This window comes from Peribacillus sp. NPDC096379, from assembly GCF_044762875.1.
Lineage (GTDB): Bacteria > Bacillota > Bacilli > Bacillales > DSM-1321 > Peribacillus.
On sequence record NZ_JBIWFD010000002.1, the window covers coordinates 55,595 to 82,541 of the forward strand.

Genomic DNA, 26,947 nt, shown 5'->3' on the forward strand with positions numbered 1-26,947 from the left:
GTCGTGTTCACAAGACTGTACTAGCACCATACATATGAAGACTAAATGCTTCAGTAACCCAATTATCCAAATTATAAAAACTCACAATTACTTTTAAATATTCCGTTAAACGATTACTAGCTATGTAATCGGAGTTAATTTGAAACCATTTTTTAAGCAGCTTAAAGTAACAGTTTTTTATTGAAGATGCTTTTTTTGCTTGTGTGTATAAGGATATGCTTATACAATGATGAGGGTTTAAAAAGATTTAAAGGATATTTTCTTTTGTATATAAGTATATAATTATTTATGAATAAGTAAGGGAGGTAAGTAAAACATGCAAATGAATGAAAAATTAGATATTGAAATGACCGCAAACGTTCTTAAACTTCTTGGTGATAAAACACGTTTGACCATGATTAAAATTATGTCTGAGCATGAGTGTTGTGTCTGTGAATTTGTGGACCTATTTGATATGAGCCAACCTGCTATTAGCCAACATTTACGAAAATTAAAAGATAGCGGAATCGTGAAAGAAGCCAGAAGAGGGCAATGGATATTCTATTCGTTAAACCCAACATCTTCGTATTTCTCATATATTCAAACCGTTATCAAGGACTTGCCAAGTCTAAACTTTAAATTAGAAGAATTAACAGCACAAGGAAAACGAATATGTTGTGACTAACTAGGAGGAACTACTTCAGTGGGATCAGTTATTTTGGCAATTATCATTTTTTTATTAACACTCATTCTTGTTATCTGGCAGCCAAAGGGATTGTCGATTGGATGGTCAGCTTGTGGCGGTGCGGTTTTAGCTTTACTTGTTGGTGTAGTAGATTTTACAGATGTCATTGACGTGACATCAATTGTTTGGAACGCAACGCTCGCTTTCGTCGCCATTATTATTATCTCCCTTATTTTAGATGAGATAGGCTTTTTTGAATGGGCAGCTCTACATATGGCTAGAGCGGCTAAGGGAAATGGTGTAAGAATGTTTGTCTATGTAAGTATTCTGGGTGCTCTTGTGTCTGCTATTTTTGCAAACGACGGAGCGGCTCTTATCCTTACACCGATTGTATTAGCAATGGTTCGTGCCTTGAAGTTTAGTGATAAAATGATTTTCCCATTTATCATAGCGAGTGGCTTTATTGCTGATACTACCTCTTTACCTTTGGTGGTAAGCAATCTTGTAAACATTGTGTCGGCAGACTTTTTCAGTATTAGTTTTGCCGAGTTTGCATCAAGAATGATCGTACCAGACCTCTTTGCACTGGTAGCAAGTATTTTGGTTTTATATTTGTTTTTCCGTAAAAGTATTCCGAAAAATTATGATGTATCACAACTTAAAAAACCAGTGGATGCCATTCAAGACAAAAGAATGTTTCGACTGTCTTGGATTGTATTAGGAATATTGCTGATTGGTTATTTTTCAAGTGAATTTATGGGGGTACCTGTATCCATCATTGCAGGCATCGTCGCGATATTCTTCCTAATGATGGCTAGAAGGAGCCCAGCAGTCAACACGAAAACAGTGATTAAAGACGCACCATGGGCAATTGTATTTTTCTCGATTGGCATGTATGTAGTAGTTTACAGCCTACGAAATGTTGGATTAACGAATGTATTAACAGATGTAATCCAAGTTACCGCTGATCAAGGGTTATTCACAGCAACGATGGGAATGGGCTTTATTGCGGCTACACTTTCCTCGCTCATGAATAATATGCCAACTGTTATGATTGATGCACTTGCGATCATGGACACGAGTACAACAGGCGTGATCAGGGAAGCACTGATTTATGCAAATGTCATCGGTTCGGACTTGGGACCGAAAATTACACCAATTGGTTCTTTGGCTACATTATTGTGGCTACATGTACTTTCATTAAAAGGCGTGAAGATCTCATGGGGAACTTACTTTAAAACAGGACTGATTTTAACCATCCCAACATTGTTTATTACATTAGTTGGCTTGTATATATGGTTGCTTATTATTCATTAAAAACGAATTTTACTTAAAAAGGAGAAATCAACATGACGAAAAAAACACTTTACTTCTTATGTACGGGAAACTCTTGCAGAAGCCAAATGGCGGAAGCTTGGGGAAAAAAATATCTAGGAGACGAGTGGCAAGTGCTTAGTGCAGGAATTGAAGCACACGGCTTAAATCCTAATGCCGTAAAAGCAATGAACGAAGTTGGACTTGATATTTCCAATCAATCTTCGGACATCATTGACCCTGATATTTTAAATCATGCTGATTTTGTTGTAACGTTATGCGGCGATGCGGCGGACAAATGTCCCGTGACACCTCCACATGTAAAACGTGAACACTGGGGATTTGATGACCCAGCAAAAGCGGAAGGAACAGATGAAGAAAAATGGGCTATTTTTGGGCGTGTCCGTGATGAAATTGGCAAAAGAATTGAACGTTTCGCTAAAACAGGTGAATAATTAAAGAGGGAAAGCCGTGAGACATCTCTTGGCTTTTCTTTTAATTCATGTATAAGTAAATGGTTATGTGAGAGAGATGACGATAATGAAAGTTGAAACCTTTGATCCTGTCATCATTTAATCTCATAAATTTAAGCTACCTATTTAATAGGACTTGTTATCTTGAATACAGGAGCTTACACTTTAATTAACATTGAAGAGGAAAGGGATAAAAAAATGAAAGTTAAACATTCGTTTATGATTGTGATTTGTGTTTTATTAGGAGTAGTATCAGCATGTTCAAATACTACGGTTGAGGAACAGAAAAGTGAAAAAGAAGAAGTTCATGCAGAACACACAGAACATGCTATTAGTGATGTCCGTGAAGAAACAAGCAGCATTGATGTATTGCCGAACTTTATGAACGGTAAATCAGAAGATATGAAATTAATTTATACCGCAGCCGCTAACCATAAAGGTTTGCTCGAAAAAATTCCTTGTTATTGTGGATGCGGTGAAGCGGTGAATCATAAAAGTAACTATGATTGCTTTATTTTTGAAAACAAAAGGAATGGAGCATTAACTTGGGATGATCATGGAACAAAATGTGGTGTCTGTTTAGAAATAGCCGCACAATCGGTCATTGATTATAGCGAAGGGAAATCTATTAAAGAAATCCGAAAAGCAATTGATAAAAAGTATGAAAATGGATACGCTAAGCCTACACCAACTCCAGAAGCTTAATAAATTAGGAAAGGGTCAGATCTCACACTCTAAACCGTTTACACGTCATAAACGATAGAGAGAAGGTCTGATCCTTTTATTGATCGGAATGTGAATACGTGAAATTTAGCAAACATTCAAATAATTGTTTGACTAATGAAAAAGTACCTCATATACTAATAGTCAAATAAGTATTTGAATAATGGCGGTGAAAAAAATGAAACAAACTGATGTATGTGAAGTAACTTGTATTGATGAGTCAAAAGTAAAAAGAGTGAAAGAATCTGTATCCAAACAAAATACAATGGCTGTCTCGCAAATATTCAAAGCATTGGCTGATGATACAAGAGTTAAAATCGCTTTATCGTTGAGTGAAGAAGATGAATTATGTGTATGTGATGTAGCGAGTATTGTTGGGTGTACAACTGCGACGGCCTCTCACCACCTAAGGTTATTGCGAAACTTAGGTTTAGCTAAATATCGGAAAGAAGGAAAGTTAGTGTTTTATTCCTTGGATGATGATCATGTTAAACAGTTAGTCCAAATTGCATTTACTCACCAAAAGGAGGTGGCAGTGCATGAATAATAAGCTAGAGACTTCAGAGGAAAAAGCAGTCTATCGAGTTCAAGGATTTTCTTGTGCAAACTGTGCAGCTAAGTTCGAAAAGAATGTAAAAAGTCTAGATGGAGTATCAGATGTACAATTAAACTTTGGAGCATCTAAAATTACAGTTTTTGGTGATGCTTCCATTGAAGAATTGGAAAAAGCGGGGGCTTTTGAAAATTTAAAAGTCACTCCCGAAAAACAACGTCTTGTAGAAGTGAAGGAACCTTTCTGGAAAAAGAATTCTTCGGTTATAGGCGCACTTATTTTCCTATTACTTGGTTACTTTTATGGGCAATTAAATGGGGAAGAAAGTGTAGCTACGGTATTGGCTTATGCAGCATCTATGATTATTGGTGGTTATCACCTCTTTCTCACAGGAGTTAAAAACTTGATTCGTTTTCAGTTTGATATGAAGACTTTAATGACGATTGCTGTAATAGGTGCTGCTATTATTGGAGAATGGGGTGAAGGTGCTACTGTTGTGATTCTCTTCGCAATAAGTGAAGCATTAGAATCCTATTCAATGGATAAAGCCCGCCAATCGATTCGCTCTCTTATGGATATCGCACCAAAAGAAGCGTTCATTCGTAGAGGGACCAAAGAGTTCATGATAGAAATTGAAGAGATCAAAATCGGCGATATCATGATTGTAAAACCTGGGCAAAAAATTGCAATGGATGGAATAGTTAGTAAAGGTGCATCCACGATCAATCAAGCGGCTATCACTGGAGAATCGGTACCTGTTGCTAAGGGAATAGATGATGAAGTGTACGCTGGAACCTTAAATGAAGAAGGACTTCTTGAGGTACGGGTTACGAAACATGTGGATGATACGACGATTGCAAAGATTATTCACTTAGTGGAAGAAGCACAAGCAGAACGTGCCCCTTCCCAAGTATTTGTAGATCGGTTCGCTAAATATTATACACCATTAATCATCTTGGTTGCTTTAGGGGTAGCAACCATTCCTCCACTGTTTTTTGATGGTGATTGGAACAAATGGATTTATCAAGGCTTGGCTGCATTAGTGGTGGGGTGTCCATGTGCATTAGTTATTTCTACACCTGTTGCGATTGTAACAGCAATCGGAAACGCTGCTAGAAAAGGTGTCTTAATTAAGGGAGGCATCCATTTGGAGGAGATGGGCGCAATTAAAGCCATCGCATTCGATAAAACGGGAACCTTGACGAAAGGTGTTCCTGTTGTAACGGATTATCTTCCATTAACGGATATGAATTCGGGTGAACTTCTAGCGATTACCACAGCTTTAGAGAACGGATCTCAACATCCATTAGCATCAGCTATCATGAAAAAGGCAGAGGCAGAGAATATACCTTATAAAGAAGTAAACATCAAAGACTTCACCGCCATTACAGGTAAGGGCATTAAAGGGCAGGTAAAAGATGAGACTTATTATGTAGGAAGTCCCCAATTATTTAATGAAATAGTTCAGAATGGAATCCCGACAACCACAAAGGAAATGATCACTGGATTGCAGAATCAGGGGAAAACAGTCATGTTGATTGGTACTGCAAATGGTGTGTTAGCCTTGCTAGCGGTCGCGGATATAGTGAGAGAAAACAGTAAGACAGTTATCGAAAAGCTTCACTCACTGGGTATTCAGAGAACGATCATGTTGACTGGAGATAATGCAGGCACAGCAAATGCGATTGGGAGCCAAGTCGGTGTTTCCGATATAGAGGCTGAATTACTCCCTCAAGATAAATTATCTTTTATTAAGGATCTCAGAAGAAAATATGAAAAGGTGGCCATGGTTGGAGATGGTGTGAATGATGCTCCAGCACTTGCCGCATCGACGGTTGGTATTGCAATGGGCGGTGCCGGAACTGACACGGCCCTAGAGACAGCTGATATCGCTCTTATGGCAGATGATTTAGAGAAATTACCATATACGTTACAACTAAGCAGAAAAGCTTTATCAATCATCAAGCAAAACATCACATTTTCATTAGGGATTAAACTTGTGGCTTTATTATTGGTAGTACCTGGTTGGTTAACGCTCTGGATTGCAATTTTTGCCGATATGGGTGCCACTTTACTTGTCACACTTAACAGCTTACGACTTCTTAAATTAAAAGATAAATAAAAAGTGCCGGGCATAGAATCTTATGCCCGATGATACAAGTAATTGGAACGGATATCGGAATAGACTTTTATCCCGCATTAACGGGCAGTAAAATCCCATCTCAAGGATTAGAGGAACCAATTGGATTCGTAGTGTTGCTTTACCTACGCTGTGCGGAGGTATTAGCGACACTAGAAAGGGACTAACATTGAAGTTTCACTTTATGATGTTTACAAAATTGTCGAAAATATGTGCGAAATTATCGAGGCTAAAAATGTTACGATAAAAAGGTTATATAGAAAAATATTAGTCAAAAGAAAGGATCGATAATGAAAAAGTTACTCTTTATGTTGATATGTATGTTCATATCAATCCCTACCATGGCAAGTGCACATACTCATCTATCTTCATCTAATCCTACAGAAGGCCAAGTTGTGACGGAGGAACTTAAGGAAATCACTCTCGACTACGCTGAGAATATTGAAAAATTAAGCACTATGAAGCTTTTGAAAGATGGAGTAGAAATACCACTTTCTCAAATCCTAGTACAAGACAGGCAACTGGTTGGAACACTATCTGCCCCTCTTGAAAATGGTTCTTATATCATTGATTGGAATATTGTAGGTGAAGATGGGCATCCAATAACTGGCAAGGTTTCATTCACTGTAGAAATAGAACAAATAAACAAAGAAAAAGAAACAACACAACCCAAAGTAGAAGAAAACAAACAAGCGAATGAACAGCAGGATAAAGTAGAGACTCAAACAGAAGATCAAACAGAAAATCAAACAGAAAATCAAACATCAACCAATACAGTAACAACAATTATTACAGTACTTCTTTTAGCCATTTTGGTTATGGGTTTAGTTGTATTGTTCAAGAAGAAGCGTAAATGATGAATGTACTAATTCAAATTGCTGAATTGGGAAATTATCTGATGTTTTCAATTCTAGCGGGGTATATCGCGCTACAATTTGTACCAGAAGAAAGTAAGCCAAAGATAAATGTTCCGAAATCTGTATTATTACTTTCAACTCTTGGGATCATTATTTTTACTTTAGTACCCATTGTGCAAGTCATCTCCTATTTTAAGGACAGTGTTGGGTTACAGCAGGCGACGATGTCTGTCCTTACTGAATTTCAGATTGGGAAGTCCTGGATTTTCATAGGCTTTATGGCAACGTTTTTATGGATGACCATCTATGTAAAAGGATCTAAATATTTACAGGCATTGCTGCTATTCTTAATGATTCTAGGAGTAGGATATGCTAGTCATAGTGCATCATTGTCTTTTTGGAAAGGATTATTCTCTAATACGACCCATTTTCTAATCGTTTCTATATGGGCAGGTATACTCATTCATATATCATGGTTCTCAAAGAATCATTCCAATTGGTTAAAATTTTTGCGCTGGTTTACACCATTTGCTATCGTCTGTTTAGTCGTAATTTTTATAAGTGGATTTATGATGATGGTACCGATTGTGGAACCGAAAGATTATGTGAAGTCTTGGGTCTTACCTTATGGACAGATGTTGCTCCTTAAACATATTAGTATCATACCTGTCATTGTTTTTGCTTTTGTTAACGGATTTCTTGTGAAAAAAGCAATGAATCATTCGACGTTCAACCCACGTCCTTGGCTGATTGTTGAAAGTGTTTTACTAATGTTTGTATTCTACTTTACCGCTGTAATGGGGACATTATCGCCCCCTCATACAATTGATCTTACAGTAATTTCTGAAGGGGCCTCTCCTTGGGTAGAAAGGTTATTAGGTATAGATATTATTGTTCCGTTACATGTACAGTTCACTCCATTTTTTCAAACGATATTGTTAATAATCATCTCCTTCGTATTTTTGGCGATGATTATTGTAAGTTTTAAAAATAGAAAACCTTATTTAGGATTACTATTCGGAGTGAGTTTTATGGCTGCTGTGTATATGGGATTGATGTTATCCATGTCCATATAAATCCATATACAAATATGTTGTTATCAAATCTAAATGTGGATCAAAGTCATCTTCTTGTTAAAGGAGGATGGCTTTTTTCTTCTAAATTAATTGAATTCTCGTTATAAAATAGAGTTAATGTTGCCTATTTACATGAAATAGTCTGAATGGCAGGATGTTTAAATCGTTTATATGGCGATATTTACATAGGCTTTGAAGAATTCAGTGAATTTTGAATTGGATCAAGTATAATTAATTTTACCAAACATATGTGAGTAAAGATGATCTATACGATTGCTGTATTTTTATTTGCGGGATTAGCAGAAATTGGTGGAGGTTATCTTATTTAGTTATGGCTTCGTGAGGGAAAGCCCTTTTATTTGGGGATGTTAGGAGGACTCGCCTTAGCTTTATATGGAGTTGTTGCTACGTTTCAAACATTTCCATCTTTCGGTCGTGTTTATGCTGCGTATGGAGGTGTCTTTATTATACTTTCGGTATTATGGGGATGGGGAGTAGATAAAAAAACGCCAGACTTGTACGACTGGGTAGGTGGTGCCATTTGTTTAATTGGTGTATCTGTTGTGTTATGGGCACCAAGGCAATAAACAAATCGATTGTAATGAAATAATACTGTTATTATATTATCCACAATAAAATAAGCGTGCAATCTTTTAACAAGAGAATAAGTCGAATATATTTGAGAAACAATACCTTTGTCTCCTTTGTCGCGACAAAGTTAGCTTTCTTCGTTATTGAATGCTTGAGACTCGTCCTTTACCATTAATGATGAATATAATGAAGGGAAGAGAGAAAATGGCTCAACTAAATATAAAAGTAGCAGTACAAAAGTTTGGTAATTTCCTTAGTTCGATGGTCATGCCGAATATTTCAGCTTTCATAGCGTGGGGGTTAATTACCGCACTATTTATACCTACTGGTTTCTTTCCAAGTGAAAGTTTAGGCCAAATGGTCGATCCAATGGTTAAATACATGCTGCCACTATTAATAGGTTACACAGGCGGTAAGATTATACATGATCAACGCGGTGGTGTTGTTGGTGCTATTGCGACAATGGGTGTCATCGTAGGATCAGACATTCCGATGTTTCTTGGTGCCATGATCATGGGACCGGTCGGCGGATATGCAATAAAGAAATTTGATCAGTTTATTGAGGGGAAAGTGAAAGCTGGCTTTGAAATGCTTGTTAACAATTTCTCAGCAGGAATCATTGGCGGAGGTCTCGCTATTCTATCCTTATTAGGGGTTGGTCCTGCTGTAAACTTGTTTACGGGTTGGCTTGTGAATGGTGTAGATTGGCTGGTGGCAGCTGGACTACTGCCGTTGACAAGTATCTTAATCGAACCTGCAAAAATATTATTTTTAAATAATGCTATCAATCATGGCATCCTTTCACCAATTGGTTTAGAGCAGATTAAACAGACAGGACAATCGGTCTTGTTACTACTTGAAGCAAACCCAGGACCTGGTTTTGGCGTCTTGCTTGCTTATAGTATTTTTGGACAAGGGACAGCCAAGAAATCAGCACCGGGAGCTGCCATTATTCAATTCTTTGGCGGAATCCACGAAATTTACTTCCCATATATATTAATGCGTCCGATGTTATTTTTTGCCGTTATCTTGGGTGGAATGAGTGGCGTATTTACATTAGTACTTTTAGGTGGAGGATTATTCGCCCCAGCATCACCTGGTAGTATCCTGGCAATCGCTGCAGTTACTCCACATCACACAAGTGCGTTTATAGCAAACTTTGCAGGTGTGTTAGTAGCAGGAATTGTTTCATTTGTTATTTCTGCATTCGTCCTGAAAACAGGGAAGCAAACAGATGAAAGCATTGAAGATGCAGCTAAAAAAATGCAAGAAATGAAAGGGAAGAAAAGTTCTGTTGCAGATGTATTTGTTTCACAAGGTACGATGCCGGATAACGTGAATAAAATCATCTTTGCATGTGATGCCGGAATGGGTTCTAGCGCAATGGGTGCTTCTCTTCTTCGCAAGAAAGTGAAGGAAGCAGGAATGGATGTCGCTGTTACGAATACATCTATTAGTAATCTTCCTTCTGATGCCCAAATTGTCATCACACAGGAAGAACTGACACCGAGAGCACAGAAACAAGTGCCGAATGCGTATCATATTTCCGTGGATAATTTCTTATCAAGTCCAGAATATGATCGATTAATCAGTCAGTTAAAGTTTCCAGCCAATGCAGAGCTTCATGAGATCGTAGAAGATGCACAAGAAGCTGTTCCTGGTAACCCTGATAGTGAGAATGACAATGACGGCTTGCTTCGTCCGGAAAATGTGTTTCTAAATCAAGAATTCGCTAATAAAGAAGAGGCGATTCGCTTTGCTGGAAGAGCATTAGTGAATGCTGGATATGTGAACGAAAGCTATATTGAAGCCATGATTGCTCGTGATGAAATGACTTCAACCTATATGGGTAATGATGTTGCGATTCCACACGGTACTGAAGAAGCGAAAAAGGATGTTCTCAATTCTGGATTTACCGTTTTACAAGTTCCAAATGGAGTGGACTTTGACGGTCAAAAAGTACGTTTAATCTTCGGTATTGCTGGGAAAGACGGTACACATCTTGAGATATTATCTGGAATCGCCGTGACATGTTCTGATATGGATAATATTGAAAAGTTAGTCGAAGCGAAAACGGCGCAAGAAATAATAGCTATTTTAGGAAAAGAATAAATACTTGCATTTACGAATAGAAAAGTGAACCAAGCGCTTTTCTAATCTCCCTTTTGTAAGAGTGAATTCTTACAACAAATCTGTTTTCTAGCGCAAGGCGCAATCGGTTCTAGGAACATAAGACGATTAAACTGATAGGAAGAAGGATGTTCCTTATACAGCTTGATAAGTCTTTATCCGGTCACTGAAACTTGCTCCTTGCGCTTTTCTAATGAAATGAGATGGTAGCATGTATATTACCTCAAGGGAAAAAGCAATTATTGAATTAATTATTAAAACATCTGGGAAACATACAGCTTTTTCTATTGCGAATTATCTAAATGTAAGTGTCAGAACCATTCATCGTGATTTAAAAACAATCGAAAAGATTCTCCTGCCATTTGAGCTTGATTTAGCCCGCAATGCGGATAAGGGGCTCAAGATTGAGGGGAAGAATGAAAAAATATTTCGATTGGTTCAGTACTTATTGGGCATTCACCCAATCGATGAAACACCAGAGGAAAAAAAACTGCAGCTACTTTTAGCACTATTGCAAGAAGAATCATACAAAATCCAGTCGTTAGCCACTAGTTTAGGTGTCAGTAGTACGACACTAACCACCTACTTGGATGAATTGACAGACTGGTTAACTCATTCAAATGTGCAAATCACTAGAAAAAGAGGAGTCGGGGTTGAGCTTCTCGGGACCGAAGCGAATAAACGAAAAGCCTTGGCAAACTATTTCTTACTGTATTTTAATGAAGAACTGATTGAGAGCCTATTTTTATTAGAAAATGGAAAATACTCAAAAGAAATGGTCTTGTATTATTTTCTTCCAGAGTATTTTCTTGCTATTGATCGATTAGTTATTATGACTTTAAATCGTTTACAGCCACGTCTTGCGGATGGCGATTATATTGGATTGATTGTACATATGTGTATTTCCATGCAAAGGACAGAATCCGATTTTCTCTTAGAGGAAATTGTAGATTATTCGCTTGAATTAACTGAGGAATATAATCTAATCGTGAAAATATGTAAGGAGATTGAAGAAACTTACTCGGTCGTGTTTACTAAAGCCGATTTGATTTATTTGGCGGTTATTCTTAAAGGATCTAAGCTACAAGCAGCTGATACCGTTCCCTATGATAGCGTTGTATTAAGCCGAAAGGTAAAAAGCTTCATCCGAAATGTGTCCTCAAAGCTACATGTTGATTTAACAATGGACTTTTCCTTGTATCAGGGGCTTCTTGCTCACATGGAACCTGCGTTGTTCCGCCTTAAACAACAAATGGGATTATTTAACCCACTTAAAGAGGAAATCAAACAAAAGTATCCGGTTCTATTTATGGCTGTACAGAACAGTGTAGAAAAGGAATTTGAAGAAGTTGAATATTTTCCCGATGACGAAATAGCCTTTATTACCCTTCATTTTGGCTCAGCACTCGTTATGAGGGAAGAAGGAATATCAATAAAAGCACTAATTGTGTGCCCAACCGGTATAGGTACCTCAAAGATGCTAGCAAGTCGAATAAAAAAAGAAATTTCAGAGATTGATTCTGTAGAAATCAGTTCGATTAAAGATCTTCAGAAGCATGGAAATTTAAAAAACTTTGATGTTATTATTTCTACCGTCCGCCTTCCTTTTATTCACGTTGAAAATATCTTGGTTTCGCCACTTTTAACTGAGGAAAACATTTTGACGATTAGGAGATTTTTACGGAATAACATCGAGAACTTAACAAAAAATAAGCATTATAAAAAAACAGCAAAAACGGAATCCTCCTCTTCTCGCGTAGCAAAGGATGGGATTAGGGAAATCTTACAAGAGCTGAAGGATGTACAAGAAAGCATCCAGGCTGTTCTAGATCATTTTCGGGTGTATCGGAAACCTCATTTAAAAGGCCACGAACAAGTTATTAAAGAAATGGTTTGGATGGCGCAAGAAGATAAGCTTTTAACTCATGCAAATGAAGTGTTTGAACTGTTAATGGATAGGGAAAGAAAAGGCGGGCTTGGCATTCCAAACACAGGAATGGGTCTTTTTCACTGCAGAAGTGAGAACGTTCAAGAGCTTATTTTCCAAATCTCCCATTTAGAAGAGTCTTGTCTGATAAAAGGTATGGATGGTAGAGACATGTATATGAAGAATTTGCTGTTAATGTTGGCGCCTGAGGAACTGAGTGTAAGTAAGCAGGAAATCGTCAGTTTGATAAGTACAAGTTTAATTGAGAATAATGAATCGATTATGACTTTTTCCTCATCGAATGAGGGCATGATTCGTGCAAAATTAGAGGCCGTTTTTCTAGATTATCTTCATACTAATTTAATAAGGGAATGATATGAATGAAACAAGCAGTACATTTTGGAGCAGGAAACATTGGAAGAGGATTTATTGGAGCACTTTTTTCACAGTCTGGTTATCAGGTGACATTTATCGATCTTGCGGATCAAATCATTAATCAGTTAAACGAGAAGAAGAAGTATCAAGTTAAATTGGCTACAGATCAGAAAGAAGCTGTAACGATAGAAAATGTATCAGGACTAAATAATATGAGGCAGGAAAATGAAGTCATTGAAGCGATTAAAGGTGCAACTTACCTGACGACTGCAATTGGACCGAATATCCTACCACGTATTGCTCCATTGATCGCAAAGGGCTTGGCTGCTCGCGTAAAGGAAAATGATGAAAAAATCTACGTGATCGCTTGTGAGAATCAAATCTCGGCAACAGACCTTTTAAAAGGCTATATATTAGAAAATCTAGATGAAGAGACCCAAGCAAATTTAGCTGGTAAAGTCTATTTCTTTAATTCAGCCGTTGACCGCATTGTTCCTATTCAAAACAATCAAGATTCTCTCGATGTACTGGTTGAGCCTTATTATGAATGGGTTGTAGAAACAAGTGAAAGCATTCCGCCAATCGAAGGGATGACAATTGTTTCAGAACTTGCACCATTTATTGAAAGAAAGCTTTTTACAGTGAATACAGGACATGCTGTTATTGCATACCTTGGGTATCTTGAGAATAAGTCGACGATTGACCAAACGTTAGCTGATGAAAAGATTATCAAGCAAGTTCAAGCAACACTTGGTGAAACGGGTGCTTATTTAATTAAGCAATATGGCTTAAATCCAGAGGAGCATCAACAATATATTAATAAGATTATTAATCGCTTTAAAAATGCTTACTTAAATGATGATGTGACTAGAGTGGGCCGCTCGCCTCTTCGTAAGCTTGGAGCAAATGACCGTCTAGTACGCCCAGCTACTGAGGCAAAAAAAGCTGGACTATCTTACACGAATCTTACCAAGGCAATCGCATCAGCCTTACTCTTTGATAACAAGGAAGATGAAGAAGCAGTAAAAATGCAAGCCATGATAAAAGAACATGGTGTAGCGTATGTTCTGAAAGAAGTAAGTGGATTAGATGAAAATAGTGAAATTACGCTAGAAGTAATCAAGCATTACGATGTATTAAAAAAATAAAGTGAAACTGCAATCAGTGGGGGCTTCATCTCCACTGATTTTTTTACTTTATTACCGCAAGCAATTATGTTGCACTAAGCAAAAATTTTCGGAATACATTATGTAGTAAAAAGGAGAGAACAAGATATGTCTTATTCACAGCGGACTCAAAAGAAAATCGTAGGATATTCAGCGATCTTTAAACAACTCGGAATCATTACTGAACAAGAATATCAAGAAATTAAGCAAGCGTATGTTATTAAGAAAGCTGATTAAAGATTATCAAACATAATCCGCTAAACAAGCCAGTTTTCAGCTGTAATTAGTGGATTTTGTATGAAGGACATGGGGGCGGGTCTCCGCGACTTATTAATATAGCCAATCTACTTAGTAGGTATACGGATTTTACCTTAGAAAGCATCCAAAATTCGGGCTCCGCACCGCCACCATTGTGATTAGGTGGTGTAGCGTGCTACAGGATTAATCCTTCATGGTAAATGTTGGCGTTTTGACACCATCTAGGTTTTGTATGCAAATAATCGTCTGTACGCGAAAAAAATCCAGCAATAGCTGCTGGATTCAGATAAGGAGGAAAAGGTATGTTGCTTATTCTTTATAGTATAGGATAATGATGAACAAATTATGAATAAAATGAGAAATTCTTATGAAATGAAGAGATAAATGAAACACGCCGATATATTTCTAATTCGGCTGATATATTGTCGGAATCGATTGATATATGTAAAAGAGCCACACTTATGGAGGAAATGCTGGACGCATGGTCGTGATCGAATCTTTTTAATGGATATAACAAGAACCTTTTCTCGTTATTTGGAATTGACGGAAAGGCTTGTATACTATACTCTAAATAGAGAAAAAGTGGTTGTATCGTCGAGGAGTAGATTGGTTAATACTTGTTTTCGGTTGCCGGCTACTTGTCGAAATGAAGCGGATGCCTATTGCCTTAGTTTGGCATCCTTTTTAGTATGCAATCGTTAGAAGATGGAGGGTATTACAAATGGAATCCATTATTATGGATATGATTGAGGCCTTTAAAGGATTGGGCTATTTTGGAATCATGCTTGCTTTGACCTTTGAATTTATACCGGCAGAGCTCGTGTTGCCACTTGCAGGTTTTTGGGTGTACGAAGGGGATATGAATCTTTATTTGGCCATTTTCGCTGGTTCGATTGGCGGTGTGTTAGGACCTCTAACACTGTATGCTTTAGGACGCTATGGCGGAAGGCCGATTGTTTTGAAATTTGGAAAATACTTTCTTGTGAAAGAAGTTCATATTGATAAAGCAGACCATTTTTTTGAAAAATATGGTGGAAGCGTGGCATTTTTCGGACGGTTTATACCTGGTGTACGAACAGCTATTTCAATCCCATGTGGAATGACGAAGATGAATATTTGGAAATTCATCGTGTACACCTATGTAGCTATGCTACCTGTCACAAGTGTTTATGTGTATTTAGGCTATAAACTTGGACCTCAGTGGGAAAAGGCCGGTGCTATCTTTGGACAATACGCAAACCTTCTCCTTATTCCCATTGCGATTATCATTATTTGGATGATTGTGAAGGCCAGAAAATCGAAGACAAGAACAAATTAAAAGTTAGAATATGCTAGCTTGTGGAGAGAAGGAAATGTATCTCTGCAAGCTTTTTTCTTTTTTAGAATAGATTAGAATTGAAGCTGTCCTTCAATTAGCGGTAATTAATACCGTGAAGCAGTAAAAGATTAACGAGAAATAGATACAATAAGGAAAGACGCTCATATAAGCGCCTTCCTTCATTATTTAAGCTTATTAGCAACAACCATAGCCTCCACCGTATCCTCCTTGGAAACCTCCGACAAATCCACTGCACCCGATAATAATCAAAAGAATGAATAACACAATGATTAAAGCAAAACCATTATTGAATCCACCACATTCGCGTTCACCCACACAAGACATAGTAGTTCCTCCTCTATTTTGAAAAGCTTTCTAGCGGCTTAGTAAAAGCAAATGATCTAAGCTAATTCATCATATGTCCATCACCCAGAAATGTTTGCCTGTTTATTAAAATGGGCGCTAGATGATGGTGATAAAGGCTGTGAGGTGCTTATTAGATTTCCGGAACTTTCCCTTTTTAGTAAATAATCTGTTTTTGAATCAAACAACCTAAACGATTTCAACATAATGCTGACACATATGTCCTATATACTGTTTCTTATAATGAAGCGTCCATCAGAGCGAAGTCTTGTGATGGATTTTGCTATTGTTTTGAGGCTTATGCCCTACGACTAGCACTTCGGTGATAAATTCATTATACTTTTATTCAAGGAAGTGAAGAAGGCAATGAAAAAGATTTTAATTGTAGAAGATGAAATCGCCATTTCAATGGTGTTAAAAGCATATATGCAGCGAGCGGGATATGAAATCATTCAAATCTACGATGGCTCGCTTGCATTAACAGCATATAGAGAGCATGAACCTGATCTTGTCCTCCTTGATGTCATGCTTCCTGGAATGGATGGGTGGACAATTTTGGATAAAATCCGTGAAAGTAGCTCTTGTCCGGTTATCATGTTGACAGCACTTGGAGATGTGGATTATCGTTTGTCTGGATTTAAATCTGGTGCAGATGATTATATATCAAAGCCATTTGTAGCAGACGAAGTTGTAGCAAGGGTCCAAGCAGTCCTTAGAAGATCACCAGCTTTTGCTGATGAGGAAAATGAAAACACCAAACAATTGGGAAGCTTGAAGGTTGATTTTAACTCCTATCAGGTTCATTTGAATGAACAAGAGATACCATTCACACCACGTGATCTTTCATTATTCATGTTCTTGGTTAAACATCCTAACCAGATTTTCACAAGGGAGCAATTACTCGATCAGGTTTGGGGAATCGATTACGATGGAAGTGATCGAGCGGTGGACCTTGCTATTAAACGAATAAGGAAATCACTGGGGAAATGGCCTGATACAGAAGGAGAAATAAAAACATTACGTGGAATGGGGTATCAGCTGCTTGTCTATGAAAATTAAGAAAAGAACGACACTTATACGCTATTGGACAACCAGATACTTAATTACACTGACAACGGGTTTGCTCATATTATCAGCTGTTTCGTTTTGGTGGATGGAAAAGACTGCTTTAGAATACAGACTTAATCTGTTGAAATATTTAGCGGAAGAAACAGCTGACCGTGCAATAAAAGGAAATGGACAAATCGTTGTTGGACCTGTTCTAGCGAAAGCGATTGAAGAACGGGAAAAAATGATTAATCTAAATAAAACCCCGATCATTTACATTGTAGAGCCTGATGGGGAAATTATTTCTACCATCCCTCAAATCTATATTGACAGCAGTGCAAGTAAGCTACCAGCTGCTATTATGAACCATAAGCAAACGGTTCAGAAAGTGAAATTTGAACAGGCAAACGAAGTGTATATCGTGAAGTCTCCAATCATAGATCATGATGAAATAAAAGGTTGGGTGATTATTGCCCAGGAAGAAGCATCTTTAAATGAAATCAACACGGATCATGGGATGCTTGCTGTAATGATGTGTGGTCTGTTGATTCTTGGTTGGGGTGTTATCTATGCTCTTTCTCGGAAAATCTCGATACCGATTCAACATGTAGCGAATGCTGCGGCGCAAATTCGTGAAGGGAATTATGATATTCAACTAAAAGAAGAAGAGACACGGGAAGAGGAGATTTATGAATTGGTCGAATCATTCAAAGAAATGACAAATCGGTTAATTCAAATGGAGAGATTACGAGCTGAATTACTTGCTGGCGTTACACACGATTTGAAAACTCCAGTTACATCCATTAGCGGCTTAATTCAAGCAGTAAAAGATGATGTCGTAACTGGGGAAGAAAGCAAGGAGTTTTTGGATATTTCGCTTAAAGAGACCCACCGACTGCAAAGAATGATTGAGGATTTACTCGATTATAATTCGCTGTCAGCTGGCTCATTTACCATGCTCATGGCGAATGCAGATATAAATGAATTTCTTCGAGAAATGGCGTATCGCTGGAAAATGACGCAAGAGGAGCAAGACTTTGATCTACATGTCAAAGTGCCTGATCAATCTGTTATTGGCTATGTCGACTCCTTTAGACTCCAACAAATTATCATCAATCTGTTGAATAATGCAAAACAAGCATTAGTGGAAAATGGGGAAATTGAAGTTTCCTTGTATGAAGAGGAAAATGAAATTCGGATTGATGTAAAAGATAACGGACGAGGCATACCAATACATGAGATAAATTATGTCTTTGAACCTTTTTACAGAGGCGAGAAGAAGAAGCTTAAAGTAAGGGGATTAGGTTTAGGCCTTCCGTTCAGTAAAATGCTCTCCAAAGCACAAAAAGGAGATATTACACTGAAAGAAAGCAGTGAAAACGGTACAACCTTTACGATTCATCTTAGAAAAGCGGAGACTTAAAACCTAAAAGGGGCATCCCTAAAGCCACTTTTACGGATCAGATTTTTTAATAGTATGACGAGTTATTAAAAAGATATCTAAACAGTTGAAAATGTTTTAAACCATCAAAAGAGGCTGTCTATTGAGACAGCCTCTTTTGATAAATGAGTATTAATTGATCAAACTAATCGCTCTCCACAATTGGATATGGCGAACTTGACGTGGCAGGAAGCGTCCCATTTCTTCTTCATTATAGCCGGCATGTAAATTCTTTTCATCAAAGATAATAGGGCGGCGAAGCAAATCAGGATTTTTTTGAATGATCTTGCATAGCTCATTTAATGGTGTTGTATTAATATCAATATTTAAATTTTTGAATTTTTTTGAGCGTGTTGAGATGATTTCATCTGTGCCACCTTCAGTTTTACGAAGGATTTCCTTAATTTCTTCAACGCTTAATGGTTGTGCATATAAATTACGTTCTGTGTAGGCAATATCATGTTTGTTTAACCAGGATTTTGCTTTTCGGCATGCTAAGCTGCTTGGAGTAGTATAAATAGTAACCAATTCAATCGACTCCTTCTAGAAATTTTAATAGTTTAAGTATTCAATGTATAGTTATTGTTTGTTTAATGATGAAGTAACGGGTAAATTACGAAACTCTCATCTGAAATAGTACGTTACCTTTTTCACTAAGTTCTGCGGTGAGAACATTGATTGCTTTTCTTGATACTCTTACTTTACCGTTTGTTTGTGTCAGCTACATGTCAGACTTCTATATTTTTTAGAAAAATTAATTTCGCTACTATTATACTGGTTTTAAAGGCGACAATACTCCCATTAATGGAAGTTCCACTTTCTTGTTGTCGAATGTGATGGTGTTTATCCCGGTTTAACAGGCTGTAATACCCCACCTCAATTTTTGAGGGAGAATCAAGAAATAAATAGGTGGGGGATAAACAGCCTAATCTAGCTGCGGCTCCTAGCCCCTCGAGTTCATAAGATGTAATACTCGGTGGCAAACTACGCCACGCCGTATTACATCTTATGCTTGTCGAGGCTGAGCAGTAGCCTCGCTTATTGAAGTAAATCCCCGATTGGTGAGATACAGTGAGACTACCGCTATGCTCTTCAGCGGTTTAGTTGAGGCCCATAAGGATGTGGGTCACTCAGACGTTGCCGCAGGATTTTAGTCTGAGTTCGTTGAATCGGGTTCGTACGTCGCTTTATCGAAGATTTAGCGACAGTAGAACGGGACTAACCATCAGTGGGGGATGAAAACCCCCCCACTGATGGAAGTTTCACTTTATGTTTGTTTTCTATAGAAAATTATTCTTTCATCCTCATTTATGATATAATCGACGAACACTATTGAATGAATGAAATGAGGAACGATTTTGTTAACTTTTGAAGAGAAATTAAAGATTATTGAAGCATTTCCAGAATTAACGAGAAAAGATGTTTCACTTGGAAGAGTGAATTTTCATTATGAAGAAAGTTTGCATGAGAAAAAAATTGTTGTGCAGCACCTACATCCGAATGGAAATGGATTTGTGTTTGCCAGACATTTGCCTAAGAAAGAAAGAGGACCTAAAGGATTCGTGAATATTAGGGATTATTCTGAGGCTGAGTTGAAGAAAATCATTGCATCAAGCCTTGCTTATTTAGCAGAACCGTTTGAAGAAGTGGAAGAAGCTGAAGATGAATTTTCGGACCTTGAGGGGATCTGGATTGGTCGTGACAAACAGGAGCTGACTTTAGTTCATGAGGACTTGTTATGGAATATTTATTCAGGCATTAATATTGAAGAATGCTTCGAATCCCCAGTTGAGGCAGAGCGTTATTTAATGGAAGAACGCTTCAGAAAAAAGAAGTAAAAGCCTTTTGATTGTAGAAAAATAGGAGGAATTGTCGATTGTTATTTGGGCAATTTCCTTGTTTTTTTTCTAAAATACATGGTATACTATAATCAATTATTTTTGTTCGGAATAAGATTCATAGAAGGAAGTACCTTTATGGTTTCCTCTTGAAGACATTATCCTAGATCAAGAATAGTAATAAAGGGATTTTTTCCAAACAGGAGGCACTATACATGGTACAAGGTAAAGTAAAATGGTTTAACGCAGAAAAAGGTTTCGGTTTCATCGAAGTTGAAGGTCAAGACGACGTATTCGTACACTTCTCAGCTATCCAAGGTGAAGGTTTCAAAACTCTTGAAGAAGGTCAAGAAGTTTCTTTCGAAATCGAACAAGGCGCTCGCGGACCACAAGCTGCTAACGTTCAAAAATAATTTATGATTCTATAAGAAAAAGGCTCCATTTTGGGGGCCTTTTTCGTGTTTTAAAAACCTATTTTAAAAGAGTGGTAGTTCATCCAGGTTATTTTCCTTAATCCCGTCCGGCTCACTTCGTAAAATATCTCGTCCATATTTATGGAAAACATCTACGTGAGCAAGTTTTCCATCTTTTGCTTCGGATATAGCGGTAGGGTAATCTAGCTCTCTGCCAGCATTTGTTTTAACGGCAATGATATTGCCATCATCGTTTTTCCGAACGGCTTCAATATATTCCTTGCCATCATCAATCTCTGGATTTATCCGACTGTCTGTAGCTTCTTGTTCTCTATATTGATTGTATGCATCTTCAAAACGATCCATTTTGTATGCCACCTCCTATATATAGAATAAGCAAATAGAATAAATGTATACATAGGAATATAGCAAATTCGTATTTGTTCATTGAATAGTTAACTAAAGATTTAGCGACAGGAGCAAGGGGCTATCATTAGTTGAAAAAAATCCACCGTCTATTCATAGGACGGCGGATTTTTCAAACTTATTTTGTTGAGCCCTTAATTTCGCTTTGAAAACTTCTGTGAACTTTTGAATTCGCGAAAGGTCTGAATCTTGATACATCTGCTCAATCTTTAATGTAACGGCTAATTGTGTGTTGGCAAATAGCATGTCGCGGAACTGGTTAACAGCTCCGCAAAAATGATTGTAGTTTGTTTCACCTGTACCAAATACGCCGGTAACTAATGGCGTTACTTGAGCAACTTCTAATTCTTCATATAATGGAACGATTTTTGCGGGTAAATCTCCATCGCCCCATGTATAAGTACCTACCAATAAACCTTCATATTGGGAAATCGTGCTGAGATCAAAATCTTTGATTCTAAATAGCTCTGCTTCCGGCAAAAAAGAAAAAATGGCTTCTGCTAAGGCTTTTGTATTACCTCCGGCAGAATGGTACACGATGGCCGTTTTCATAGCTCATCGAATCCATTGCTTGCATTGACCTGACTATACGTTCTAGATTTTTGTTCAAAGAAGTCTGTTTTGGTCAGTCTGATTGATTCATCATCAAAGGTCTTAATCCAAGGCATTGGATTTTCTGGATATTCCTTATAGAGATTATCCAATCCAAATATGCGTAATCGTTTATTAGCAATGTATTCAATGTATTCGTAAAACTCTTCTAAATCAAGATCTGCTTTTCCTTGAATGTCTTCAAGCATATACTCTGACCATTCTTTTTCTAAATCCACAGCTTTTTCTAACGTTTCATAAATGAATTTCGTGTTACTTTCATTGTTCAATTCTGGATATTCATACATTAAAATTTGTACAAGCATTCCGACAAAGTCAAAGTGGACCATCTCGTCACGGTGAATATAGGAAATCATCGTTGCAGAACCAGTCATTAGGTTTTGACGGCCTAAATTGTAATAGAAGGCAAAAGCAAGGTAGAAATAAATACCCTCGAGATTGGTCGAATGTATTAAAGCTTCGAATAAATGTTGTGGACTCGGATCATCAACAAATTTTTGATAAGCATCTACAATGGGTTTATTTCGTTTTACAACTTGTGGATGCTGTTTAATACGATCAAACAATTGCTTCTGCTTATTTAAAGGAATCAAAGAAGCAAGGATGTAAGAGTAGGACTCGTTATGAATTGATTCTTGCTGTGCCATATTTGCAAGGATGGCCTTTGCAGCAGGGTCTTTAACGTATCGAAGAATCTCCACTAGTGTTGGTGTTTGCAAGCTGTCCATGCCAGCGATCATCGTAAGAATGTCTAGAAAAGCGTCTTGGATGTCTTCGTCCAAATCTCCCCACTGCTTTTTATCTTGAATCATGTTTACACTTGAAGGCTTCCAAAAGTTATTGATTAGCTGTGTATAGACATCATAAAATTTTTCATATTGAATATCATTCCAGAGGAGAAAACCGGATCCCTCACCTTTGAATACCCCTGTTGCCTTTGTGGGATATGTTGGTTCTAACAAGCGGATTTTTTTTATGTGAGTTGTCATATAATCGCTCCTTTGTTTATAGGGAATATAAGTTCGTATCAAGATCGTATTAAAAGCTGAATAAAAAGGGAGCCTTTTTATTCAGCAAATGTGTACGATTATATTTTTAATAAATTTACTACTAATAAGGCGCTAAGGCTTTTAACTAGAACAGCTTTCGCATGCATTATCATATTCAGAAGAAGTGGAACGAACGTAGTACGTTGATTTCATTCCACTGTTCCATGCGGTCATGTGTATATCGAGTAAATCTTTCGCTTTAATCGTGTTATGAACGTACAGGTTAAAACTGATAGCCTGATCGATATGACGCTGACGAGCTGCATTATGTCGAATGCTTTCTTTTTGCGATAAGTGGAATCGCGTTTTCTTATAGTATTCATAGGTTGATGGCGTTAATCCTGGAGCCGTTACCTTGAACTTAAAGTTTTTCTTTTCTTCGTAAAATTCAATTTCATATAACGGGTCGATTCCATCTGTTGAATTTCCGATTTTAGCGGTCGATGAATTCGGTGCAATCGCCATCAGGTAACCGTTTCGAACGCCGTGCTTTTGCACTTGTTCTTTTAATGTTGTCCAAGCTTCGTCTTGGTAATTTCTAAGTTCGAAGTAGTTGCCTGTATTCCAATCAGAGCCTTCATAATATGGATAAGCACCTTTTTCTTGTGCCAGCTCACTTGATGCTTTGATTGTTAGAAAAGCAATTTTCTCATAAAGAGTGTCAGCTAGCTCAACTGCTTCGTCTGACTCCCAGTACACATTTTTCGTAGCAAGCAGGTGATGCCAGCCAAATGTACCTAAGCCAATCGCGCGGTATCGTTTATTTGAGATTTCCGCTTGTTTGACAGGAAGATTATTCACGTCAATTACATTATCAAGCATCCGTACTTGAATCGGGATAAGCCGGTCTAATACTTCATCACCAACAGCGCGAGGCAGGTTGATGGAAGAAAGGTTACATACAACGAAATCACCACTCTTACGAATCATGACAACATCGCCATCTTCTGTTTCGTATTCTTCTGTAATTGAAGAAGGACTTAAGTTTTGCGCAATTTCTGTACATAGGTTCGAACAATAAATCATCCCTTTATGTTTGTTCGGGTTTTTGCGGTTCACTTCATCCCGATAAAACATGTAAGGCACGCCTTCTTCTAATTGAGAAATCATAATACTTTTCATAATTTCAATGGCGTTGATTTTTTCAAACGCATAGCTTGGAAGAACACCGTTTTTGGCTGCCTCTACTGCAAGTGCGTAATGTTCACGGAAGCTTCCTTCCCCTTTCTTCTCATCATAGAAATCTTCAAGTGAGAACCCAAGTGTTTGCTTGACTGTATGAGGATCAAATAAATACCATTCTTTGCGATTCTCTACAGCTTCCATAAAAAGATCAGGAATACAAACGCCAGTAAAAATATCATGTGCTTTCAGACGGTCGTCCCCGTTTTGTGTTTTTAAATCAAGGAAGCTCATAATATCTTTATGCCACGCATCAAGATAGATCGCAATTGCACCTTTTCTCTGTCCGAGTTGATCAACACTTACTGCTGTTTGGTTAAATAGGCGAATCCATGGTGTTGTACCTGAGCTGTTGCCTGAGAAGCCACGAATGTCCGAACCGAGTGAACGGATTTTACCGACATAAAGCCCAACGCCGCCGCCAAATTTAGAAACTTTTGCAGCATCGTAGTTTGATAGATAAATGCCATCAATCGAGTCTTCAATAGCGTCAATAAAGCAAGAGCTTAGTTGTCCATGTGTTTTCCCTGCGTTCGAAAGAGTAGGCGTCGCAACGGTCATGTAGAGGTTTGACATGGCCCAATATGCTTCCTTGACGAATTGAAGTCGATATTCTTTCGGTTCAAGACGCATGATTTCCATTGCAATGATCATAAACCGTTCTTGGGGCAACTCATAAACAGCGTTGTTCGTTGGGCGTGCAAGATATCGATCGTTTAACAAATAGAGACCAATATACGAGAAGAGCTTGTCTTTTTCAGGATCAATGGTTGAGCCCAATTCGTCAATCTCTTCTTTAGTATAAGCATCAAGTAATTCAGCTTTATAAACGGGGTAGCGTTGCCCGTCTTGGACGCTGGACATTAAGTGAATCAATTCATAAAGGGAGCCATATTTTATCCCTTCATAGCCTCGATTAGCCTGTGCTTCACGATACATGGAGTTCAATAACTCAGCCGCTGCCACGAACGTCCAGTCTGGAGCGTCAATGTCGACACTTTCAAGAGCCATTTGGATCAGTTTCTTGGAAGTTTGCTCTTCTGTCGGACCATCTTGGCGATCAAGCCACTTCATAAAGCGTTTTTTATATTTGTCCATGTCCAATTTGTCTTCGAATTCTTTGGATAGGTGGTTTAAATGTAGTGAGTTTGCATTTTCTGTTAAATTTTCCACATCAGGAAAGGCGAAAGAATTATTAATTGGTAGGTTCATAGTAAGTTCCTCCTTAAATACAATCAAAAAAACGTAGCATTTTTTGTGAAAAGCCGATTCGTAATAGTCACACATGGTGAGTGAATCAAAACATCTCGCAACATAAAAACTGTTTGTTTGCAGACAATCTTTTCATTCACTCACATAAGTTAGAGATTCACTATATCTAGTTAGGTGAATTTGTAGGATTATGTCGACCCTACTGTTCATATCGGCAAAGCACGGTTTTAGCATCTAAAGCTCAATTTCTATATATAGATATATTTCTGGTTTTCAACATCTATATATTGTGATTCGCTCCTTATTATCCTAATGGATAAATAAAAATAAATCAAATCTTGATTTTTATAAAAAGTATAGTTTCTGCTGAAAAAATTGTGGAATAAGTGCCTGAATTGCTTATTCTATCAAATGGTTGCTAGACTGAGCAAGGATGAAGAAGGTTTAAAAAAATTAATTTTGATGCATGATTGATTAGGTAGCATGGAGTATCATCTATTTTCAGTAATTTGCGTAGGAGCTAATTAATAAACTTGCAAGTTTGAAATGTGTTTTGCAAAGAACTTTATGTTAAAATAGAAGAATTGAAACAATTTTATTTTAAAGGGGTAATAACGTGGAAAAAGTACTTGTTTTCGGACATAAAAATCCAGATACGGATACAATTTGTTCAGCAATTGCGTATGCCGATTTGAAAAGACAATTAGGAATGAATGCAGAGGCAGTTCGTCTAGGCGAAGTGAACGGTGAAACACAATATGCACTTGATACATTTAAATTCGAAGCACCACGCTTGATTACAGCAGCGAAAGGAGAAGCTTCTGATGTGATATTGGTAGATCATAATGAGCGTCAGCAAAGTGTAGATGACATTGATCAGGTTCGAGTCATTGAAGTCATTGATCATCACCGAATTGCGAATTTCGAAACGAGCGATCCGTTATACTATCGCGCTGAGCCAGTTGGTTGTACGGCAACGATCTTAAATAAAATCTATAAAGAAAATAATCTTGAAGTACCAAAAGAAGTTGCAGGGCTGATGCTTTCTGCGATTATTTCTGATTCATTATTGTTTAAATCACCAACATGCACAGAGCAAGATGTTGCGGCTGCCATGGAATTAGCAGAAATTGCTGGGGTTAATGCGGAAACATATGGTCTTGAAATGCTTAAAGCAGGAGCAGACCTTAGTGACAAAACGATTTCTCAACTCATCACGCTAGATGCTAAAGAATTCACAATGGGGGATGCTAAGGTTGAAATCGCCCAAGTAAACGCAGTCGATGTGAATGAAGTGTTAGCACTCCAAGCAGAATTGGAAGCAGCAATTGAGGCCGTAATCGCAGACAAAGGACTAGACTTGTTCCTATTTGTCGTAACTGATATTTTGACAAATGATTCTGTCGGACTTGCACTAGGTAAACAAACTCAAGCTGTGGAACGTGCGTATAATGTCACATTGAATAATAAAATTGCTGTTCTTCACGGTGTTGTATCGCGTAAGAAACAAATCGTGCCTGTGTTAACAGACATTTTCACGAAGTAATAAATGTAAAAGAGGTTGTCCCATGAGGGTCTGACCTCGCACTCTAAAACAGTATGTAGTGTTTCAGACACTAATCTTGTACTGTATTTAGTTGTTGCGGGGTCTGACCCTTTGCTTTTTTGGCAGCCTCTTGTGTATGAACGACATGGGGACTTAGTCTCCGCGACTTATAAATATAGCCAATCTATTTAGCAGATATACTTATTTTATCGAGAAAGCATCTAAAATTCCGGCTCCGCACCGCCACCCTTGT

25 protein-coding genes and 2 pseudogenes are annotated in these 26,947 nt (G+C 37.7%); 20 read left to right on the forward strand and 7 right to left on the reverse strand.

Going from position 1 to position 26,947, the window contains the following annotated elements:
- Window positions 1-37: 37 nt before the first annotated feature.
- A pseudogene (locus ACIQZI_RS09360) lies at window positions 38-133 on the reverse strand (nucleosidase); the annotation flags it as partial.
- A gap of 183 nt (window positions 134-316) precedes the next feature.
- Here ACIQZI_RS09360 and ACIQZI_RS09365 point away from each other — a divergent pair.
- The 15 genes and pseudogenes from ACIQZI_RS09365 to ACIQZI_RS09435 all read left to right on the forward strand — a co-directional run bounded on the left by ACIQZI_RS09365 (window position 317) and on the right by ACIQZI_RS09435 (window position 15,565).
- Window positions 317-664, forward strand: a complete 348-nt coding sequence (locus ACIQZI_RS09365) for an ArsR/SmtB family transcription factor (RefSeq protein WP_062182600.1) — start codon at window positions 317-319, stop codon at window positions 662-664.
- An 18-nt stretch (window positions 665-682) separates the two neighbouring features.
- Window positions 683-1,981, forward strand: a complete 1,299-nt coding sequence (locus tag ACIQZI_RS09370) for an arsenic transporter (RefSeq protein ID WP_403072323.1) — start codon at window positions 683-685, stop codon at window positions 1,979-1,981.
- Between the two features lie 32 nt (window positions 1,982-2,013).
- Entirely contained in the window at window positions 2,014-2,433 is a 420-nt protein-coding gene (gene arsC / locus ACIQZI_RS09375; protein WP_062182594.1) for an arsenate reductase (thioredoxin), read from the forward strand.
- Between the two features lie 216 nt (window positions 2,434-2,649).
- Entirely contained in the window at window positions 2,650-3,156 is a 507-nt protein-coding gene (locus ACIQZI_RS09380) for a PCYCGC motif-containing (lipo)protein (RefSeq protein ID WP_403072327.1), read from the forward strand.
- Between the two features lie 196 nt (window positions 3,157-3,352).
- Window positions 3,353-3,721, forward strand: a complete 369-nt coding sequence (locus ACIQZI_RS09385; RefSeq protein ID WP_403072330.1) for an ArsR/SmtB family transcription factor — start codon at window positions 3,353-3,355, stop codon at window positions 3,719-3,721.
- Complete coding sequence (locus tag ACIQZI_RS09390; protein ID WP_403072332.1) at window positions 3,714-5,849, forward strand: heavy metal translocating P-type ATPase; 2,136 nt, start codon at window positions 3,714-3,716, stop codon at window positions 5,847-5,849. Before ACIQZI_RS09385 ends, ACIQZI_RS09390 begins: the two co-directional genes overlap by 8 nt.
- A gap of 29 nt (window positions 5,850-5,878) precedes the next feature.
- Window positions 5,879-6,034, forward strand: coding sequence for a hypothetical protein (locus ACIQZI_RS09395; RefSeq protein ID WP_403072335.1), 156 nt, complete (start codon window positions 5,879-5,881; stop codon window positions 6,032-6,034).
- A gap of 123 nt (window positions 6,035-6,157) precedes the next feature.
- Window positions 6,158-6,724, forward strand: a complete 567-nt coding sequence (locus ACIQZI_RS09400; RefSeq protein ID WP_403072338.1) for a copper resistance CopC family protein — start codon at window positions 6,158-6,160, stop codon at window positions 6,722-6,724.
- Window positions 6,721-7,800 (forward strand): copper resistance D family protein, encoded by a 1,080-nt coding sequence (locus ACIQZI_RS09405; RefSeq protein WP_403072340.1) that lies wholly within the window; start codon window positions 6,721-6,723, stop codon window positions 7,798-7,800. The genes ACIQZI_RS09400 and ACIQZI_RS09405 overlap by 4 nt, the downstream gene beginning before the upstream one ends.
- Window positions 7,801-8,060: 260 nt before the next feature.
- Window positions 8,061-8,387: pseudogene (locus ACIQZI_RS09410) on the forward strand (YnfA family protein).
- A 208-nt stretch (window positions 8,388-8,595) separates the two neighbouring features.
- Window positions 8,596-10,503, forward strand: coding sequence for a PTS mannitol transporter subunit IICBA (locus tag ACIQZI_RS09415; protein ID WP_062182581.1), 1,908 nt, complete (start codon window positions 8,596-8,598; stop codon window positions 10,501-10,503).
- Window positions 10,504-10,732: 229 nt separating this feature from the next.
- Window positions 10,733-12,823 (forward strand): BglG family transcription antiterminator, encoded by a 2,091-nt coding sequence (locus ACIQZI_RS09420; protein WP_403072343.1) that lies wholly within the window; start codon window positions 10,733-10,735, stop codon window positions 12,821-12,823.
- A 5-nt stretch (window positions 12,824-12,828) separates the two neighbouring features.
- Complete coding sequence (locus ACIQZI_RS09425; protein ID WP_403072346.1) at window positions 12,829-13,971, forward strand: mannitol-1-phosphate 5-dehydrogenase; 1,143 nt, start codon at window positions 12,829-12,831, stop codon at window positions 13,969-13,971.
- A 126-nt stretch (window positions 13,972-14,097) separates the two neighbouring features.
- A complete protein-coding gene (locus ACIQZI_RS09430) occupies window positions 14,098-14,226 on the forward strand; it encodes a hypothetical protein (RefSeq protein ID WP_403072349.1) in 129 nt (42 codons plus the stop codon).
- Between the two features lie 742 nt (window positions 14,227-14,968).
- Window positions 14,969-15,565 carry a DedA family protein gene (locus tag ACIQZI_RS09435; RefSeq protein ID WP_062182574.1) on the forward strand — a complete coding sequence of 199 codons (597 nt, stop codon included), beginning with the start codon at window positions 14,969-14,971 and terminating at the stop codon, window positions 15,563-15,565.
- A gap of 195 nt (window positions 15,566-15,760) precedes the next feature.
- On the opposite strand, the gene ACIQZI_RS09440 is transcribed toward ACIQZI_RS09435, so the two are convergent.
- The gene (locus ACIQZI_RS09440) at window positions 15,761-15,910 is read right to left on the reverse strand and encodes a YjcZ family sporulation protein (RefSeq protein ID WP_403072352.1); all 150 of its coding nucleotides are present in this window, start codon (window positions 15,908-15,910) and stop codon (window positions 15,761-15,763) included.
- Window positions 15,911-16,294: 384 nt separating this feature from the next.
- Here ACIQZI_RS09440 and ACIQZI_RS09445 point away from each other — a divergent pair, with 384 nt between their 5' ends.
- Both ACIQZI_RS09445 and ACIQZI_RS09450 read left to right on the forward strand, forming a co-directional pair.
- Window positions 16,295-16,987 (forward strand): response regulator transcription factor, encoded by a 693-nt coding sequence (locus ACIQZI_RS09445; protein WP_403072355.1) that lies wholly within the window; start codon window positions 16,295-16,297, stop codon window positions 16,985-16,987.
- Entirely contained in the window at window positions 16,977-18,398 is a 1,422-nt protein-coding gene (locus ACIQZI_RS09450) for a HAMP domain-containing sensor histidine kinase (RefSeq protein WP_403072358.1), read from the forward strand. The genes ACIQZI_RS09445 and ACIQZI_RS09450 overlap by 11 nt, the downstream gene beginning before the upstream one ends.
- Before the next feature lie 150 nt (window positions 18,399-18,548).
- Here ACIQZI_RS09450 and spx read toward each other — a convergent pair whose 3' ends face one another.
- Window positions 18,549-18,944 (reverse strand): transcriptional regulator Spx, encoded by a 396-nt coding sequence (gene spx / locus ACIQZI_RS09455; protein ID WP_062182566.1) that lies wholly within the window; start codon window positions 18,942-18,944, stop codon window positions 18,549-18,551.
- A gap of 830 nt (window positions 18,945-19,774) precedes the next feature.
- Between spx and ACIQZI_RS09460 the strand changes: the two genes are divergently transcribed.
- Together ACIQZI_RS09460 and ACIQZI_RS09465 are read left to right on the forward strand one after the other, a co-directional pair.
- The gene (locus ACIQZI_RS09460) at window positions 19,775-20,254 is read left to right on the forward strand and encodes a hypothetical protein (RefSeq protein WP_403072363.1); all 480 of its coding nucleotides are present in this window, start codon (window positions 19,775-19,777) and stop codon (window positions 20,252-20,254) included.
- A gap of 215 nt (window positions 20,255-20,469) precedes the next feature.
- Entirely contained in the window at window positions 20,470-20,667 is a 198-nt protein-coding gene (locus tag ACIQZI_RS09465) for a cold-shock protein (RefSeq protein WP_028393295.1), read from the forward strand.
- Between the two features lie 63 nt (window positions 20,668-20,730).
- Here the strand turns inward: ACIQZI_RS09465 and ACIQZI_RS09470 are convergent, their stop codons facing one another.
- The 4 genes from ACIQZI_RS09470 to ACIQZI_RS09485 all read right to left on the reverse strand — a co-directional run bounded on the left by ACIQZI_RS09470 (window position 20,731) and on the right by ACIQZI_RS09485 (window position 25,148).
- A complete protein-coding gene (locus ACIQZI_RS09470) occupies window positions 20,731-21,033 on the reverse strand; it encodes a DUF3892 domain-containing protein (RefSeq protein WP_403072366.1) in 303 nt (100 codons plus the stop codon).
- A gap of 153 nt (window positions 21,034-21,186) precedes the next feature.
- Window positions 21,187-21,645 (reverse strand): flavodoxin domain-containing protein, encoded by a 459-nt coding sequence (locus ACIQZI_RS09475; protein WP_403072369.1) that lies wholly within the window; start codon window positions 21,643-21,645, stop codon window positions 21,187-21,189.
- Window positions 21,642-22,694 (reverse strand): ribonucleotide-diphosphate reductase subunit beta, encoded by a 1,053-nt coding sequence (locus ACIQZI_RS09480; RefSeq protein ID WP_062182554.1) that lies wholly within the window; start codon window positions 22,692-22,694, stop codon window positions 21,642-21,644. The genes ACIQZI_RS09475 and ACIQZI_RS09480 overlap by 4 nt, the downstream gene beginning before the upstream one ends.
- A 141-nt stretch (window positions 22,695-22,835) precedes the next feature.
- Entirely contained in the window at window positions 22,836-25,148 is a 2,313-nt protein-coding gene (locus ACIQZI_RS09485; RefSeq protein WP_403072373.1) for a ribonucleoside-diphosphate reductase subunit alpha, read from the reverse strand.
- A gap of 616 nt (window positions 25,149-25,764) precedes the next feature.
- Here ACIQZI_RS09485 and ACIQZI_RS09490 point away from each other — a divergent pair.
- Window positions 25,765-26,694, forward strand: a complete 930-nt coding sequence (locus tag ACIQZI_RS09490; protein ID WP_403072376.1) for a manganese-dependent inorganic pyrophosphatase — start codon at window positions 25,765-25,767, stop codon at window positions 26,692-26,694.
- Window positions 26,695-26,947 lie beyond the last annotated feature (253 nt).

What these genes read in the sequence shown, in the direction of transcription:
- ACIQZI_RS09400 (WP_403072338.1), top strand. Translation starts at nt 6,158, where the DNA reads ATGAAAAAGTTACTCTTTATGTTGATATGTATGTTCATATCAATCCCT.
- ACIQZI_RS09450 (WP_403072358.1), top strand. Translation starts at nt 16,977, where the DNA reads ATGAAAATTAAGAAAAGAACGACACTTATACGCTATTGGACAACCAGA.
- ACIQZI_RS09415 (WP_062182581.1), top strand. Translation starts at nt 8,596, where the DNA reads ATGGCTCAACTAAATATAAAAGTAGCAGTACAAAAGTTTGGTAATTTC.
- ACIQZI_RS09465 (WP_028393295.1), top strand. Translation starts at nt 20,470, where the DNA reads ATGGTACAAGGTAAAGTAAAATGGTTTAACGCAGAAAAAGGTTTCGGT.
- ACIQZI_RS09405 (WP_403072340.1), top strand. Translation starts at nt 6,721, where the DNA reads ATGATGAATGTACTAATTCAAATTGCTGAATTGGGAAATTATCTGATG.
- ACIQZI_RS09445 (WP_403072355.1), top strand. Translation starts at nt 16,295, where the DNA reads ATGAAAAAGATTTTAATTGTAGAAGATGAAATCGCCATTTCAATGGTG.
- ACIQZI_RS09435 (WP_062182574.1), top strand. Translation starts at nt 14,969, where the DNA reads ATGGAATCCATTATTATGGATATGATTGAGGCCTTTAAAGGATTGGGC.
- ACIQZI_RS09485 (WP_403072373.1), bottom strand. Translation starts at nt 25,148, where the DNA reads ATGAACCTACCAATTAATAATTCTTTCGCCTTTCCTGATGTGGAAAAT.
- ACIQZI_RS09430 (WP_403072349.1), top strand. Translation starts at nt 14,098, where the DNA reads ATGTCTTATTCACAGCGGACTCAAAAGAAAATCGTAGGATATTCAGCG.
- ACIQZI_RS09420 (WP_403072343.1), top strand. Translation starts at nt 10,733, where the DNA reads ATGTATATTACCTCAAGGGAAAAAGCAATTATTGAATTAATTATTAAA.
- ACIQZI_RS09470 (WP_403072366.1), bottom strand. Translation starts at nt 21,033, where the DNA reads ATGGATCGTTTTGAAGATGCATACAATCAATATAGAGAACAAGAAGCT.
- arsC (WP_062182594.1), top strand. Translation starts at nt 2,014, where the DNA reads ATGACGAAAAAAACACTTTACTTCTTATGTACGGGAAACTCTTGCAGA.
- ACIQZI_RS09380 (WP_403072327.1), top strand. Translation starts at nt 2,650, where the DNA reads ATGAAAGTTAAACATTCGTTTATGATTGTGATTTGTGTTTTATTAGGA.
- ACIQZI_RS09390 (WP_403072332.1), top strand. Translation starts at nt 3,714, where the DNA reads ATGAATAATAAGCTAGAGACTTCAGAGGAAAAAGCAGTCTATCGAGTT.
- ACIQZI_RS09475 (WP_403072369.1), bottom strand. Translation starts at nt 21,645, where the DNA reads ATGAAAACGGCCATCGTGTACCATTCTGCCGGAGGTAATACAAAAGCC.
- ACIQZI_RS09425 (WP_403072346.1), top strand. Translation starts at nt 12,829, where the DNA reads ATGAAACAAGCAGTACATTTTGGAGCAGGAAACATTGGAAGAGGATTT.
- ACIQZI_RS09480 (WP_062182554.1), bottom strand. Translation starts at nt 22,694, where the DNA reads ATGACAACTCACATAAAAAAAATCCGCTTGTTAGAACCAACATATCCC.
- ACIQZI_RS09395 (WP_403072335.1), top strand. Translation starts at nt 5,879, where the DNA reads ATGATACAAGTAATTGGAACGGATATCGGAATAGACTTTTATCCCGCA.
- ACIQZI_RS09440 (WP_403072352.1), bottom strand. Translation starts at nt 15,910, where the DNA reads ATGTCTTGTGTGGGTGAACGCGAATGTGGTGGATTCAATAATGGTTTT.
- ACIQZI_RS09365 (WP_062182600.1), top strand. Translation starts at nt 317, where the DNA reads ATGCAAATGAATGAAAAATTAGATATTGAAATGACCGCAAACGTTCTT.
- ACIQZI_RS09385 (WP_403072330.1), top strand. Translation starts at nt 3,353, where the DNA reads ATGAAACAAACTGATGTATGTGAAGTAACTTGTATTGATGAGTCAAAA.